A 14984-nucleotide genomic window follows, 5' to 3' on the forward strand; every position below is an offset into this window, starting at 1 on the left:
GGCACTGCGCTCCTTGGCTCCGGTACGTCCACTGTCACGGGTTCAGACTCCCGGGCCGCCCGGAACTCATCGCTCCGGCGCGCGCGAACGCGATGTCCGTTTCCCGCCAGCGCCTTTGCTCCCTGGGCGATTTCATTGAACTCACAACCAATCGACGCGGGAGGAACACCATGAACGGCAATGGCGGCGACAACGGCACCGGCACGGGCACGGGCACCGCAGTGGCCCTGGTGACCGGTGGCAGCAGGGGAATCGGCGCGGCGACCGCCCTGCGGCTGGCGCGGGACGGTGCCGACGTCGCGATCACCTACGTCAGCGACAGCGCCGCGGCGGCCCAGGTGGTCGGCAAGATCGAGGCGCTCGGGCGGCGCGGCCTGGCGCTGCGCGCCGACTCGGGGGACGCGGAGCGGGCCGCCGCGGTGGTCGAGGAGACGGTACGGGGCCTGGGCCGGCTCGACGTCCTGGTGAACAACGCCGGGGCGGGCGTGCTCGGACCGCTGGAGGGGCTCACCCTCGCGGACGTGGACCGGGTCCTCTCGGTCAACGTACGGGGCGCCTTCCTGGCCTCCCAGGCGGCGGCCGGGCGCCTGGACCGCGGCGGGCGGATCATCACCATCGGCAGCTGCATGACCCAGCGCGTGCCGGGGCCGGGCGGCACCCTGTACGCGATGAGCAAGGCGGCGCTGACCGGGCTCACCAAGGCCCTCTCGCGGGAGCTCGGCGAGCGCGGGATCACCGCCAACCTGGTCCACCCGGGCCCGGTGGACACCGACATGAACCCGGCGAACGGCCCGTACGCCGCCTCGCAGTCGGCCATGACGGCCCTGGGCCGCTTCGCCACGCCGGAAGAGGTGGCCGCCATGGTGTCCTTCCTGGCGGGCCCGGACTCCGCGTACGTCACGGGCGCCGAGTTCTCGGTGGACGGCGGCCACGCGGCGTAGGCCGTGGCCGGCCCGTAAGCCGTGGCCGGCCCGTAGGCCGTGGGCGGCCCGTAGGCCGTCAGGGCAGCCAGCGGCCGTCCTTCATCAGGTCGCGTCCGGCGATCTCGTCCGCCTCGCGCCAGGCCTGGATCCACACGGGCGTGACCCGGAAGTACGGATAGGGCGTCTTCAGGCTGCTCGGGTCGAAGCCGGAGTGCGCCGCGAAGGCCTCGATCTCGCCGGGCGCCAGCTCCGCCGCCTCCAGCCGGGTCACGGCGCCCTCCACGAGGACCACGTCGCGGGTCGCGCCGAAGGCGAGGCGCACACGGCCGCTCGCCGCGAGGTTGCGGCCGGTGGGCAGGGTGCGCCCGGTCGACATCAGGAAGCTCTCGCCGTCCCACCGGAAGGAGAGGGGCACGAGACAGGCGACGCCCGTGGCGTCGGCGGTGGCGACCCAGACGTCGATGTCGCTCTCGAAGCGGGCCAGCGCGTCCTTGCGCCGCTGCTCCGTCGTGCGTGGCGTGCTCTGGGTCGTGCTCTGCGGCGTGCTCTGCGTCATCGTGGCCCCCGGGTGTCCGCCGTCCGCTGTAGCGGCAGGCTAGCGGGCCGGGCGTTCCGCACGCCCCGCGGGGGCAACAACGCATGCGCACAAGGCCCTTGGGGGCGCGAACCCCGCACGCACACGAACGCCGCAGGGGCGCGCCGTCGAAACGGTGCGCCCCTGCGGGGTGTTCGCGCATGCCCCGGGGGTGTCGGCCCCCGGGGCGGTCACGAGGGTGGCGTCAGCCGCCCAGCTCCTGGTGACGGGCGGTGTGCGCGGCGGTGCCGGCCTCCGTCAGCGCACCGAAGAGGCGCAGGCGGGAGAAGCCGCCGTCCGGGAAGATGTCGATGCGCACGTGCGTGCCGACCGCCGGGGCGTCGAGCACGAAGCGGTGGTTGGTGTCGGGCTGCAGGCGGGTGCGCGGCAGGAACTCGGTCCACTCGCCCTCCTCGCCCGTCTTGATCGACAGCGAGGCCCAGCCGGCCGAGTTGCCCTTGAGGTACGCGGTGTCGATCTCGACGGCGCGGATCTCGGACTCGGCGACGAGCTGGTAGCGGATCCAGTCGTTGCCGTTGTCACGGCGACGGGCGGTCTCCCAGCCGTCGTCCATCTTGCGGGAGCGGCCCGGGTTGATGGTGTTGGTCGGCGGGGAGTAGAAGCGGTTGGAGGCGTCCTGGACGGAGCCGCCGTTCTCCAGGGCCACCACGTCGAAGGAGCCGAGCGCCGCGAGCCACTTGGGGTCGGGGACGACCTCGCCGTAGACGCGCAGGCGGGCGATGCCGCCGTCGGGGTGCTGGTTGACGCGCAGGTGCGTGAAGCGCTGCTCCACGTCGATCTCGAAGCCGTTGGCCGCGTGGCCGCCGACGGGGGTGCGGGCGACGATGGTCGTCCACTTGATGTCGTCGCCCTGGAGCTCCGCCGGGGTCGGCGCGAGGGCGCCCTCCCAGTTGGTGGCCTCTACGGAGACGGCCTGCGGCATGTTGCCGCGGAAGTGGGCGGTGTCCACGACGATGCCGCGGATGACGCCGGGGGCGCCCAGGCGGACGAGCGCCCAGTCGTGGTCCTCGGGGGTCGGCCAGGGCTGGGTGGCGGAGATGCCGCGGCGGCGGCGGGTCTCCCAGCCGTCCATGACCTTGCCCTTGTGGCCGAAGTCCTCGGGGTCGAAGTGCGCGGCCTCGGAGATCAGCAGGTTCTCGCGCTGGGCGAAGAACTCGTCGTTGGCCTCGATGACACCGGCGCCGAGTTCACGGGCGGCGAGGTTCGCGTACTGGGTGAACGGGAAGTCCGCGCTGCGGTAGTCCGCGTACGGGTCGCCGCCTCCGTACGGGTTCGCGTTGCCGGTGAAGGATTCAATCGCCACTGTCAGTTCTGCCTTTCAAGGAGTCGGCCGGTGGGCTCGGACGGGGTGCCGTGGTCGGCGATCTGCGTTCCGCGCAGCCAGGTGGACTTCACGACGCCGTGCAGGGTCTTGCCCGCGTACGCCGTGACCTGGTTGCGGTGGTGCAGGTGGGCCGGGTCCACGGTGAAGGTCTCTTCGGGGGCCAGGACGGCGAAGTCGGCGTCGCGGCCGGCCTCGATCGCGCCCTTGCTCGCCAGACCGGCGAGGGCGGCCGGGGCGGCGGACATCCAGCGGACGACGTCCTCGAGGGTGCGGCCGCGCTTCTTCGCCTCGGTCCAGATGGCCGGAAGGCCCAGTTGGAGGGAGGAGATGCCGCCCCACGCGGTGGCGAAGTCGCCGGTCTTGAGGTCCGCGGTGGAGGGCGAGTGGTCGGAGACGATGCAGTCGATCGTGCCGTCGGCGAGCGCGTCCCACAGGACGTCCTGGTTCGCGGACTCGCGGATGGGCGGGCAGCACTTGAACTCGGTGGCGCCGTCCGGGACTTCCTCGGCCGTCAGGGTGAGGAAGTGCGGGCAGGACTCGACGGTGATCCGCACGCCCTCGGCCTTGGCCGCGGCGATCAGCGGCAGCGCGGAGGCGGAGGACAGGTGCAGGACGTGGACGCGCGCGTTGAGTCGCTTCGCCTGGTCGATCAGGTTCTGGATCGCGGTGTTCTCGGCGTCCTGGGGGCGGGAGGCCAGGAAGTCGGCGTACTTGGGGCCGGCGTTCTGCGGCGCGGACTCCAGGTGGTGCGGGTCCTCGGCGTGCACGATCAGCAGGCCGCCGAAGCCGGTGATCTCGGCGAGCGAGGCGGCCAGCTGCTCCTGGTCGAGGAGCGGGAACTCATCCACGCCGGAGGGCGACAGGAAGCACTTGAAGCCGAAGACTCCGGCGTCGTGCAGCGGGCGCAGGTCCTTGACGTTGTCCGGCAGCGCACCGCCCCAGAAGCCGACGTCCACGTGCGCCTTGGCCCGGGCCACATCCTGCTTGACCACAAGGTTGGCGGTCGTGGTGGTCGGCGGCAGCGAGTTGAGCGGCATGTCGAGGATGGTGGTGATGCCACCGGCCGCGGCGGCGCGGGTGGCCGTCCAGAAGCCTTCCCACTCGGTACGACCGGGGTCGTTCACGTGGACGTGGGTGTCGACCAGGCCGGGGAGGAGCACGTCGTCGCCGAAGTCCTCCAGCCGGGCACCGGCCGGTACGTCGGCCTCGTACGGCAGCACGGCCGCGATCTTCCCGCCGGCGACGGCCACCGAAGCGGCACGCGTCCCCTCGGGGGTGATGACGCGCGTCGAGCGCAGTACCAGTTCCACAGCCAGGTCGGACACCGGAACCTCCCCATCTACTTCCACAGAGCGAAATTCAACGTTCTGTTGACGGAGTCTTCACGTCGATCCGGAACCAGTCAAGAGCGCCCGGACGGACCACTGACGGCGGCGTATCGCAATTGGAGGTTTCCACAGGATGGAATTAAGATTTCGCTATGCAGAATGTAGCTACCACCACCAGGAACCGGACCGGTAACTTCCCGGGGACCTCCGCCACCAGGACAAACCACCTCTGACCGGCGAGGACGGCATCGCCCCGGCTCTAGGGCCGACGCAGACCGACCGGTAGGCTGCTTGCTTGCCTGCCAGCACCGAAAGGACCGCGCCCGTGCCGACGTCCAGCGCCAGCACCACCGACGCCTCCACCAAGCCCACCGCCGCCAGCGGTGGCGTCCAGTCCCTCGAGCGCGCCTTCGATCTCCTCGAACGCATGGCCGATGCCGGTGGCGAGGTCGGCCTCAGCGAGCTCTCCGCCGCCAGCGGTCTGCCGCTGCCCACCATCCATCGCCTCATGCGCACCCTCGTGGCGTGCGGCTACGTCCGGCAGCAGCCCAACCGACGGTACTCCCTCGGACCCCGGCTGATCCGCCTCGGCGAGTCCGCGTCGCGGCTGCTGGGCACCTGGGCCCGCCCCTACCTGGCGCGCCTGGTCGAGGAGACCGGCGAGACCGCGAACATGGCCCTGCTCGACGGGGACGAGATCGTCTACGTCGCCCAGGTGCCGTCCAAGCACTCGATGCGCATGTTCACCGAGGTCGGCCGCCGGGTGCTGCCGCACTCCACCGGCGTGGGCAAGGCGCTGCTCGCCTACACCCCCGCGGACGAGGTACGGGCCCTGCTCGCGCGCACCGGGATGCCGGCCGCGACCGAGAAGACCATCACCACCCCCGAGGGCTTCCTGGACGCCCTGGAGGTCGTCCGGCGGGTGGGCTACGCGGTCGACGACAACGAGCAGGAGATAGGAGTCCGCTGCCTGGCGGTCTCCGTGCCGAACTCGCCGACCGCCGCCGCGATCTCCATCTCCGGCCCGGCCGGCCGGGTGACCGAGGCCGTGGCCGAGTCCTTCGTGCCGATCCTCCAGGGTGTCGCGGCCGAGCTGTCGGTGGCCCTGCAGAGCCAGAACCCGGCGTAGGCGAGCCGCCCGTACGGCAAAGGCCCCGGCCCCCTCGAAGGGGGCCGGGGCCTTTGCCGTACGCCCTACGCGGCCGGGACCACCTCGGTGAGGCGGCCGTCGGTCATCGTCGTGGTGCGGTCCATGCGCTCCAGGTGGGCGTGGTCGTGGGTGACCAGCACGGTGGCGGTGGAGCGCTCCCGGGTGAGCGTGACCAGCAGGTCCAGGATCGCGGCGCCGCGCTCGTGGTCGAGGGCGCTGGTGGGCTCGTCGACCAGGAGCACGGCGGGCTCGTTCATCAGGGCGCGGGCGATGTTGATCCGCTGGCGCTGCCCCCCGGAGAGCTGGTGCGGCCGCTTGTCGGCCTTGTCGGCCAGCCCCACCGCGTCCAGCAGCTCCAGGGCCCGCCCCCGTACGGCCCGCGCGGGGCGGCCCGAGAGGTGGGCCATGACCTGGAGCTGTTCGGCGGCGGTGAGCGAGGCCAGCAGGTTCGGCTGCTGGAAGACGATGCCGATCTTCTCCCGGCGCAGCGTCGCCTTCTCCCCCGGGCCGAGCTCCGAGGCGTCCTGCCCCGCCACGACCACCCGGCCGCTGTCGGGCGTGACCAGGGTGGCGGCGACCGCCAGCAGGCTCGACTTCCCGGAACCGGAGGGACCGACCACCGCCGTCAGGGTGCCGGCGGGCACCTCCAGCCCGACCGCGTCCAGCGCCGTGAGGCGGCCGTCGCCGTCCGGGTAGGTGAGGGTCACGTCGTGCACGAGCAGGGTCATCGGGCGCTCCCGAGAGCGGTCAGGGGGTCTACGGCGGTGATCCGCCGGATGGACAGGGCGGCGCCCAGTGCGCCGAGCGCGATCATGACGGCGGCCGGGACCAGCACGGTGGCGGCGTCGAGCACGAAGGGCACGTCACCGCCGCTGATCAGGGCTCCGAACCCGGCCGCGAGCGCGGTGCCGGCGCCGGTGCCGAGCGCCAGCATCACCACCGCCTGCCCGAGGGCGTCCTTGAGCAGGTACGGGGTGGAGGCGCCCAGCGCCTTCAGCACCGCGATGTCCCCGCTGCGCTGGATGGTCCACACCGTGAAGAAGGCCCCTATGACGAGGGCCGAGATGGCGAAGAGGAACCCGCGCATCAGCTGGAGCGAGCCGTTCTCGGAGGTGTAGGAGCCGATCGCGCTCAGGGCCTCGTCGACGGTCTGCGCCTTGGTGGCGGTGGCCTTGTCGCCGGCCGCCCAGTCGACTCCGCCCTTGCCGTCCAGGGCCACGACGGTGGCCAGGGTGTCGATGGAGGTGCCGGGGTTCCCGACGCGCTGCCAGTCGTTGAGGTCCATCCAGACGACCGGGGTGTGGCTGTAGGCGGCGGTGCCGGAGACGGCGGCCACGGTCATCTCGACCTGGCCGATCCTGAGCTTGGATCCGGCGGTCAGGCCGCCGAGCTCCTTGGCGGCCTTCTCGGTGAGGACCACCTGCCCCTGGGCGAGCCCGCTCCCCCACGGCGCGAGGGAGCCCGCCGGGTCCACGCCGAAGACGGACACGCCCGCCGTGCGCTCACCCGAGACGACGTTGGTGGTGCGGATGCCCAGCGGCTGCGCCGAGGTGACCCCGGGCTGCTCCCGCCAGGCCAGCCAGGCCTTCTCGGGCACCTGGGAGTTGGTGAAGGAGACCTTCTGGTCCCCGGTGGGCGCGGCGAACGCGAGGCGGGTGGTGGCGGGCAGGCCGGTGATGGCCGAGATGTTCTCCCGGGCCAGTCCCGCGGTGAGCCCGGACAACAGGCCGACCAGCAGCGTGATCAGCAGGACCACCGAGCCCATCAGGGCGAAGCGGCCCTTCGCGAACCGTAGATCTCTCCATGCGACGAACATGTTCCCCACCTTGGTCTTCCGCGTGGACACAAGGCATCGCGCCACAGTAGGGATCCTCGTATCGAAGGGCGCACGAAGACATCAATCCTTTGGTTGACCGGGGCGCCCGGACCCGGACTTACGCTGGTCAGGCCATGACTGCTCCCCCCTCGCCCCCCACGCCCGGTGTCCGCACCCTCACCCCGGTCTCCCGCGTCCTGCGGCTGTGCCTGCACGCCCTGCTCTTCGGCCTGCTCGCCCTCGCCGCCGGGCGGGCCGTCGCCGACTCCGCGCCGCGCGCGGGCTGGGTGGTCGCGGCCTGCGCGCTCCTGGCCGCCGTGTACGTCGCGGGCGTACGGACCCCCGTGGTGCACAGCTCGGCGCGCGCCGGGGCGGTGTGGCTGGCGGGATTGTGCGCCGCCTGGGCCGCGCTGCTGGTGGTCTCCCCCGACGGGCTGTGGATCGCCTTCCCGCTGTACTTCCTGGAGCTGCACCTGCTGCGGCTGCGCTGGGGCGTGGCGGCCGTCGCGGCGACGGCGGCCGCGGCGATCGGGGGCTTCCTGGCGCACAGCAGCGCGGTGACCCCGGGGGCTTTCCTCGGGCCGCTGCTGGGCGGCGCCGTGGCGGTGGCGACCGTACTGGGCTACCAGGCGCTGTACCGGGAGAGCGAGCGGCGCCGCGAGCTGATCGAGGAGCTCATCACGACCCGGGCCGAGCTGGCCGCGGCCGAACGGGGCGCCGGGATCCTGGCGGAGCGGGAGCGCCTGGCCCGGGAGATCCACGACACCCTCGCCCAGGGCCTGTCCTCCATCCAGCTGCTCCTGCGGGCCGCGGAGCGCAGCCTGCCCGAGGACTCGGCGGCCCTTCCGCACATCGGCCGGGCCCGGGAGGCCGCGCAGGAGAACCTCGCCGAGGCGCGTCGCTTCGTACGGGCCCTCACGCCTCCGGACCTGGAGCACGGGTCCCTGCCGGCCGCGCTGGAACGACTGTGCTCGGGAGCGCCGGGCCCCCGGGTCCGCTTCTCCCTGAGCGGCACCCCGCGCCCCCTCCCCACGCCCTATGAGGTGGCGCTGCTGCGGATCGCGCAGTCCGCGCTGGCCAATGTGGTGCGGCACGCGGGGGCCGGGCGCGCCGAGATCACCCTGACCTTCATGGACTCCTCGGTGACCCTGGACATCGTCGACGACGGCAAGGGCTTCGACCCCACGTCCGCGCCCTCCGGCGAGGGCGGCTTCGGACTGCCCGCGATGCGCTCGCGCGCCGAGACGCTCAGCGGCCTGTTCACGGTCGAATCCGCCCCCGGCCAGGGCACCGCCGTGGCCGTCACCCTTCCCCTGCCCGCGGAGGCCCTGTCATGACCATCCGGCTGCTCCTCGCCGACGACCACCCGGTGGTCCGGGCCGGGCTGCGCGCGGTGCTGGACACGGAGCCGGACTTCGAAGTGGTGGCGGAGGCGGCGACGGCGGAACGCGCGGTGGAGCTGGCCGCCTCCGCCGGGGTCGACGTGGTCCTGATGGACCTCCAGTTCGGCCCCGGCGGCGGCATGCACGGCTCGGCGGCCACGGCCCTGATCACGGCCGGGTCCCCGTCCCCCCGGGTCCTGGTCCTGACCACGTACGACACCGACGCGGACATCCTGGCGGCGGTGGAGGCGGGTGCTTCGGGCTACCTCCTCAAGGACGCCCCGCCGGAGGAACTGGCGGCGGCGGTCCGCACCGCGGCGGCCGGCCAGTCGGCGCTGGCCCCGGCGGTGGCGCTGCGCCTGATGGACCGCATGCGGACCCCGGCGGAGGCCCTGACCAAGCGGGAGCTGGAGGTCCTCCAACTGGTCGCGGACGGCCTGTCGAACCAGCAGATCTCCAAACAGCTCTTCCTGAGCCAGGCCACGGTCAAATCCCACCTGGTCCACATCTACGCGAAACTGGGCGTCGACTCCCGCACCTCGGCAGTAGCCGCGGCGGCGACCCGCCGCCTGATCCGGACGCCGTAGGCAAGGCCTTTCAGCGCGGCTACGCCACCCAGTACGGCCGCTCCACCGCCGAAGGCAGCGGCACGCCTCCGTGGAAGGCCTCCGCCAGTCTTCGTACGCCCTCGTCCAGCCACTGCGCCGGGAGCGTGTACGGGATGCGCAGCCGGTGTTCGAAGGTTCCGGGGTCCACTCCGAAGCGCGCGCCCCGGCCGATGTTGACGCCGGCCGCCGCGGCCCGGTCCGCCAGCGCGGAGCTGACCGGCTCGCCCAGGTCGACCCAGAGCGAGAGTCCGCCCGGCGGCACCTGCCAGGACCATTCCGGGGTGTGCCGCTCCAGCGAGGCGATCAGTGCCGCCCGCTGCCCGCGCACCTGCTCCAGCCGCGCGGGCAGGGTCCGCTCCAGGCCTTCCAGCAGCGGGAGCGCCACCAGCTGGTCCAGGACCGAGCCGGTCATGTCGACCGCCACCCGTACCGCCGTCAGCTCCGTGATCATCTTGGCGGTGGCCCGGATCCACCCGACCCGCAGCCCGCCCCAGTGGGTCTTGCTCAGCGAGCCGATGGTCACCACGTGATCGGCCCCGCCGCGCGGCGCGAGCGAGGCCGTCGGGGCGGGCGCGGGCACGTCGAGCGCGATGTCGGCGATGGTCTCGTCGACCACCAGCCAGGTCCCGGTCCGCCGGGTCGCCTCCAGCAGGCGCAGCCGCTGCTCCTCCGGCATCAGCGCGCCCGTCGGGTTGTGGAAGTCGGGGATCACGTAGGCGAGCCTCGGCACGGTCTGGCGCAGCGCGGACTCGGCGATCTCCAGGTCCCAGCCCGCGTCGGAGACCGCGATCGACCCGGTGCGCAGCCGCGCGTGGCGCAGGGCGTCCAGGGCGTTGGCGTAGGTCGGGTTCTCGGTCATCACCCGGTCGCCGGGCCGGCACAGCAGGCTCACCACCAGGGCGAAGGCCTGCTGCGCGCCCGCGGTGACGAGGATCTGCTCCGGGCGGGTCGCCAGTCCCCGGCGGGTGAACCGCTCCGCGATGGCGGTCCGCAGGTCGGGCAGCCCGAAGGGGTGGTAGCCGGGGCTGCGGGCGAAGGCCGGGAGCCTGGGCGCGGCCCAGGCCACGGCGTCGGTGAGGGTGTCCTCGGCGGCGCCCATGGCGGCGATGGCGAGGTCGATGCCGGGGTCGCCGTCGGCCTGGTAGCCGCCGGCGCCGACGATGGCGTGCGCGCCGACCGGCCGGTGTCCTTCGGGGAGCTCGGTCCAGGTGCCGGAACCGCGGCGGCTGCGGACGTAGCCGCTCTCGCGCAGGAGGTCGTAGGCGCCGGTGACGGTGGCCCGGCTGGCGCCGACCGCCTCGGCGAGTTCGCGTTCGGCGGGCAGCCGCACGTGCAGGGCGATCCGGCCGTCGAGGATCAGGGTGCGGACGGCGTCGGCCAGGGCCCGGTACCCGGGGCGGGCCCGTACCTCCGCCGGGAGCAGGGCCGCGAGCTGGCGGCTGCCGATCGTTCTGTCCGCCGTCTGGACCACTCGCCCGTTTGCCATGCCAACCTCCCCTGATTGGCTCTGCCTGCCAGGCCAATCCAGGTCCAGAATCGCTGTATTGGCCGCCGATTGGCAAGGAGTACGCAATGTTGACGAGGCTCACCGACCGTGACGAACGGGCCCTGCTCGCCGCCGCCGAGAACCGGATCGCCGATCCCCTGCGCCTGGGGCCCGCGCTGGCCGCCGTGCGGCGCCTCCTGTGGCGCGAGCGAGAATCGGTGACATGTCACCCCACAGCAGCAGCGCACCGGATCAGCACCGACACGAGCACGAGCGCCAGCACGAGCACCAGCTCGGACACCAGCACCAAGCGGCGGCAGCCGGCGGCTCCGCTCCCCCGGTGATCGCCGGTCTCCTGCTCGCGGCCGGCGGCGGCCGGCGCCTCGGCGGCCGCCCGAAGGCCCTGCTGGCCTACCGGGGCCGCCCGCTGGTGGAGAACGCCGTACGGGTCCTGCGCGAGGCCGGCTGCGGCCCGCTGCACGTGGTGCTCGGCGCCTCCGCGGCCGAGGTGCGCGAGCGGGCCGACCTGAGCGGCTGCGTGGTGAGCGACAACCCGGACTGGGCCGAGGGCATGGGCTCCTCCCTGCGCGTCGGCCTCGCCTCGCTGGCCGGTACGGGCGCCCGCGCGGCCCTGGTCTCCCTGGTGGACCAGCCGGGCATCGGCCCGGAGGCGGTGGCCCGGGTCCGGGCCGCCTACCGCTCCCCGGCGAGCCTGGTCGCGGCGGCCTACGACGGCGAGCGCGGGCACCCGGTGCTGTTCGGGGCGGACCGCTGGCCGGACATCGTGGCGACGGCCACGGGCGACAAGGGCGCGCGGACGCACCTGACGAAGTACGCGACGGAGCTCACCCTGGTCGAGTGCGGGGACGTCGCGGAGGCCTTCGACATCGACACCCCGCCCGACCTGGCACGACTCGCCTGAGCGGGCTGTGACCACGATGGCACTGAGGGCCACGGTGGAGCGGAATCTGTCGACTCTGAGAATCTCGACATCAACAAACCATTGAACTTCCACCATGAGGAAATTACTATCCACTGGTCAGAAGCGCCCTGAACCCCCAGACGGCGCCCGCGACCGTATCCCGGAACTCTCCACACCCGACGGCACTGCGTGCCGTCCAGCGCGAGCATTCCCCGCGGCCGCCAGGCACCGCCGCTGAAGGAGTGACAGATATGTCCGCACCAGCGCCGTCATCGCTGGCCATCGTCGACGCCGAGCCCCTGCCCCGGCAGGACGAGGTCCTCACCGACGCGGCTCTCGCCTTCGTCGCGGAGCTCCACCGGCGGTTCGCCCCCCGCCGCGCCGAGCTCCTCGCCCGCCGCGCCGTGCGCCGCGCCGAGATCGCCCGCACTTCCACGCTCGACTTCCTCCCGGACACCGCACAGGTCCGCGAGGGCGACTGGAAGGTGGCGCCGGCCCCGGCCGCGCTGAACGACCGCCGTGTGGAGATCACCGGTCCGACGGACCGCAAGATGACCATCAACGCCCTGAACTCGGGCGCCAAGGTCTGGCTCGCAGACTTCGAGGACGCCTCGGCTCCCACCTGGGAGAACGTGGTCCTCGGCCAGCTCAACCTGATCGACGCCTACGAGCGCCGCATCGACTTCACCGACGCCCGCACCGGCAAGGCCTACGCCCTCAAGCCCGCCGAGGAGCTCGCCACCGTCGTGATGCGCCCCCGCGGCTGGCACCTGGAGGAGCGCCACCTGCAGTTCGAGGGCGGCCCGGCCTCCGGCTCCCTGGTCGACTTCGGCCTGTACTTCTTCCACAACGCCAAGCGCCTGATCGAGCTCGGCAAGGGCCCGTACTTCTACCTGCCGAAGACCGAGTCCCACCTGGAGGCACGCCTCTGGAACGAGATCTTCGTCTTCGCCCAGGACTACGTCGGCATCCCGCAGGGCACCGTCCGCGCGACCGTCCTGATCGAGACGATCACGGCCGCGTACGAGATGGACGAGATCCTCTTCGAGCTGCGGGACCACGCGGCGGGCCTGAACGCCGGCCGCTGGGACTACCTCTTCTCCATCGTCAAGAACTTCCGTGACGGCGGCGAGAAGTTCGTCCTGCCGGACCGCAACGCGGTGACGATGACCGCCCCCTTCATGCGGGCGTACACCGAACTCCTCGTCAAGACCTGCCACAAGCGCGGCGCGCACGCCATCGGCGGCATGGCGGCCTTCATCCCGTCCCGCAAGGACGCCGAGATCAACAAGGTCGCCTTCGAGAAGGTCAAGGCCGACAAGGACCGCGAGGCCGGCGACGGCTTCGACGGCTCCTGGGTCGCCCACCCCGACCTGGTCCCGATCGCGATGGCCTCCTTCGACGCCGTCCTGGGCGAGAAGCCCAACCAGAAGGACCGCCTCCGCGAGGACGTCCACGTCGCCGCCGGCGAGCTCATCGCGATCGACTCCCTGGACGCGAAGCCCACGTACGACGGTCTGCGCAACGCCGTCCAGGTCGGCATCCGCTACATCGAGGCGTGGCTGCGCGGCCTCGGCGCCGTCGGCATCTTCGGTCTGATGGAGGACGCCGCCACCGCCGAGATCTCGCGCTCGCAGATCTGGCAGTGGATCAACGCCGGCGTGGTCTTCGAGAACGGCAAGCTCGCCACCGCCGACCTCGCCCGCGAGGTCGCGGCCGCCGAACTCGCCGCGATCCGCGCCGAGGTCGGCGAGGAGGCCTTCACCTCCGGCAAGTGGCAGCAGGCCCACGACCTCCTGCTCCAGGTCTCCCTCGACGCCGACTACGCGGACTTCCTCACCCTCCCCGCGTACGACCAGCTCGTCGGCTGACACCCCGTCTTCGGCTGAATCGCACAGCAGCCGAAAACCCCAGCGGTATGACAGCGCCCCCGAAGCCCTTCCGGCTCCGGGGGCGCTGTCGTGCGTCCGGGCGGTGGGCGGTCGACATGCGGAGGTCACCTCTCACCGAACGACCGATCGGTTGTTACTTGTTCGTAACTTGCCTGTACCTAGCGGTAACAACGCACGGGGTGACACCTTTCCGATTGCCACCGGCCGGAGGTAACCCCCACTTACCCCGCCATGCGCCGGAGTTGTTCCGGGATTGCGCATGGCCGACCGCAGGAGTTCCGCAGTGATGGGATTGCGCAACGACAGCATGGACCGGGCCCGTCGGGTGCGACGACTGGCCGGGATCGGGATGGCGGCGGCGCTCGGCGCCGGGGCCCTGGTCGCCGGAGGGGCCGGGACGGCCGTGGCCGGGCCGGGGAGCGGGCCCACGGCCGTGGTGTCCCTCGGCGACAGCTACATCTCCGGTGAGGCCGGCCGCTGGAAGGGCAACAGCCTGACCAACAGCGGGAACCGGACCGGCACCGACCGGGCCTGGGTCAGCGGCAGCAGCTACGACCCCGCCAAGGTCTACGGGGCCACCGCGGGCGGCTGCCACCGGTCGGACTCCGCCGAGGTGAAGAGCGCCGGTCCCCTCGCCGATGTCGCGATCAACCTGGCCTGCTCCGGGGCGGTCTCGCAGAACGTGTTCCGCGCCTCCAACGGCGGTGTCGCCTTCAAGGGCGAGGCCCCGCAGGCCGATCAGCTCGCCGCCGTGGCCGCGAGCAACAACGTCAAGGTCATCGCACTGTCCATCGGCGGCAACGACCTCGGCTTCGCCGACATCATCAAGGAGTGCGCGTACGACTTCGTGCTGTGGGGCTCCTACTGCTACGACGACCAGCAGGAGGGGGTGAACGCGAAGATCGACGGGGTGATGGCCGATGTCGCCAAGTCCCTGGACGAGGTGCGGGCGGTCATGCGCGGCGCCGGCTACGCCGACTCCTCGTACCGGATCGTGCTGCAGTCCTACCCCTCGCCGATCCCGCGCGGCGCGGAGAACCGGTACACCCAGAGCGACTGGAGCCGGCTCAACACCGGCGGGTGTCCCTTCTGGAACAGGGACTCCGACTGGGCGCGGGACTCGCTCGTGCCGCAGATCGCCGGTCGGCTGAAGGCGGTCGCCGCGGCGAAGGGCGTCCAGTTCCTGGACCTGAAGGACATGATGCAGGGCCGCGAGGTCTGCGCGAAGGCGAGCAAGCAGGTGACCACCGCGGCGCCGGCCTCGGCGAAGACGAGCGAGTGGGCGCGCTGGATCGACAGCAGCGAGACGCAGGGGCTCGTCCAGGAGTCGATGCACCCGAACTACTTCGGACAGCTCGCGGCCGGTCGCTGCCTGGCGCTGGTCGTGGCGCAGCCGGCGGGCGGCGGGTTCGGCTGCAAGAACACCGCGGGGGCCGACCAGAGCGGGATGTACCTGACCCCGGCCCCGTAGGTCCGCAGGTCCGCAGTGCTGATCCGTCGCGGCCGGGCCCTTGCTGCCTCGCCGCGGCGGGGTGCGGTACCGGGCGGACTCGTCGAG

General features: G+C 72.4%; 14 protein-coding genes. 8 read left to right on the plus strand and 6 right to left on the minus strand.

What is annotated here, in order from left to right; genetic code table 11:
- Positions 1-170: 170 nt before the first annotated feature.
- Positions 171-941 (plus strand): SDR family oxidoreductase, encoded by a 771-nt coding sequence (locus OG730_RS07775; RefSeq protein ID WP_327303514.1) that lies wholly within the window; start codon positions 171-173, stop codon positions 939-941.
- A gap of 58 nt (positions 942-999) precedes the next feature.
- Here OG730_RS07775 and OG730_RS07780 read toward each other — a convergent pair whose 3' ends face one another.
- The 3 genes from OG730_RS07780 to allB all read right to left on the minus strand — a co-directional run bounded on the left by OG730_RS07780 (position 1000) and on the right by allB (position 4158).
- Entirely contained in the window at positions 1000-1479 is a 480-nt protein-coding gene (locus tag OG730_RS07780) for a pyridoxamine 5'-phosphate oxidase family protein (protein WP_327303515.1), read from the minus strand.
- A 223-nt stretch (positions 1480-1702) separates the two neighbouring features.
- Complete coding sequence (gene alc / locus OG730_RS07785) at positions 1703-2821, minus strand: allantoicase (RefSeq protein WP_327303516.1); 1119 nt, start codon at positions 2819-2821, stop codon at positions 1703-1705.
- 2 nt (positions 2822-2823) lie between these two features.
- The gene (allB, locus tag OG730_RS07790) at positions 2824-4158 is read right to left on the minus strand and encodes an allantoinase AllB (protein ID WP_442815181.1); all 1335 of its coding nucleotides are present in this window, start codon (positions 4156-4158) and stop codon (positions 2824-2826) included.
- A 337-nt stretch (positions 4159-4495) separates the two neighbouring features.
- On the opposite strand from allB, the gene OG730_RS07795 reads away from it, so the two are divergent.
- Positions 4496-5299: an IclR family transcriptional regulator gene (locus tag OG730_RS07795; protein WP_327303518.1), complete on the plus strand. Its 804-nt coding sequence runs from the start codon at positions 4496-4498 to the stop codon at positions 5297-5299.
- 65 nt (positions 5300-5364) lie between these two features.
- Here OG730_RS07795 and OG730_RS07800 read toward each other — a convergent pair whose 3' ends face one another.
- Both OG730_RS07800 and OG730_RS07805 read right to left on the minus strand, forming a co-directional pair.
- Positions 5365-6048, minus strand: a complete 684-nt coding sequence (locus OG730_RS07800; protein ID WP_327303519.1) for an ABC transporter ATP-binding protein — start codon at positions 6046-6048, stop codon at positions 5365-5367.
- A complete protein-coding gene (locus OG730_RS07805) occupies positions 6045-7136 on the minus strand; it encodes an ABC transporter permease (RefSeq protein ID WP_327303520.1) in 1092 nt (363 codons plus the stop codon). Before OG730_RS07805 ends, OG730_RS07800 begins: the two co-directional genes overlap by 4 nt.
- Positions 7137-7270: 134 nt before the next feature.
- Here OG730_RS07805 and OG730_RS07810 point away from each other — a divergent pair, with 134 nt between their 5' ends.
- A complete protein-coding gene (locus OG730_RS07810; RefSeq protein WP_327303521.1) occupies positions 7271-8473 on the plus strand; it encodes a sensor histidine kinase in 1203 nt (400 codons plus the stop codon).
- Positions 8470-9105, plus strand: coding sequence for a response regulator (locus OG730_RS07815; protein WP_327303522.1), 636 nt, complete (start codon positions 8470-8472; stop codon positions 9103-9105). The genes OG730_RS07810 and OG730_RS07815 overlap by 4 nt, the downstream gene beginning before the upstream one ends.
- Positions 9106-9124: 19 nt before the next feature.
- Here OG730_RS07815 and yczR read toward each other — a convergent pair whose 3' ends face one another.
- Positions 9125-10612: a MocR-like transcription factor YczR gene (yczR, locus tag OG730_RS07820; protein ID WP_327303523.1), complete on the minus strand. Its 1488-nt coding sequence runs from the start codon at positions 10610-10612 to the stop codon at positions 9125-9127.
- 86 nt (positions 10613-10698) lie between these two features.
- Here yczR and OG730_RS07825 point away from each other — a divergent pair, with 86 nt between their 5' ends.
- The 4 genes from OG730_RS07825 (at position 10699) to OG730_RS07840 (ending at position 14897) form a co-directional block, all read left to right on the plus strand.
- Positions 10699-10956, plus strand: a complete 258-nt coding sequence (locus OG730_RS07825) for a hypothetical protein (protein ID WP_327303524.1) — start codon at positions 10699-10701, stop codon at positions 10954-10956.
- Positions 10953-11534: a nucleotidyltransferase family protein gene (locus OG730_RS07830; RefSeq protein WP_327303525.1), complete on the plus strand. Its 582-nt coding sequence runs from the start codon at positions 10953-10955 to the stop codon at positions 11532-11534. Before OG730_RS07825 ends, OG730_RS07830 begins: the two co-directional genes overlap by 4 nt.
- Positions 11535-11785: 251 nt before the next feature.
- On the plus strand, positions 11786-13405 hold the full coding sequence (gene aceB, locus OG730_RS07835; RefSeq protein WP_327303526.1) for a malate synthase A: 1620 nt from the start codon (positions 11786-11788) through the stop codon (positions 13403-13405).
- A gap of 307 nt (positions 13406-13712) precedes the next feature.
- Entirely contained in the window at positions 13713-14897 is a 1185-nt protein-coding gene (locus OG730_RS07840) for a GDSL-type esterase/lipase family protein (protein ID WP_327303527.1), read from the plus strand.
- Positions 14898-14984: the final 87 nt, after the last annotated feature.

Source organism: Streptomyces sp. NBC_01298 (genome assembly GCF_035978755.1).
Lineage (GTDB): Bacteria > Actinomycetota > Actinomycetes > Streptomycetales > Streptomycetaceae > Streptomyces.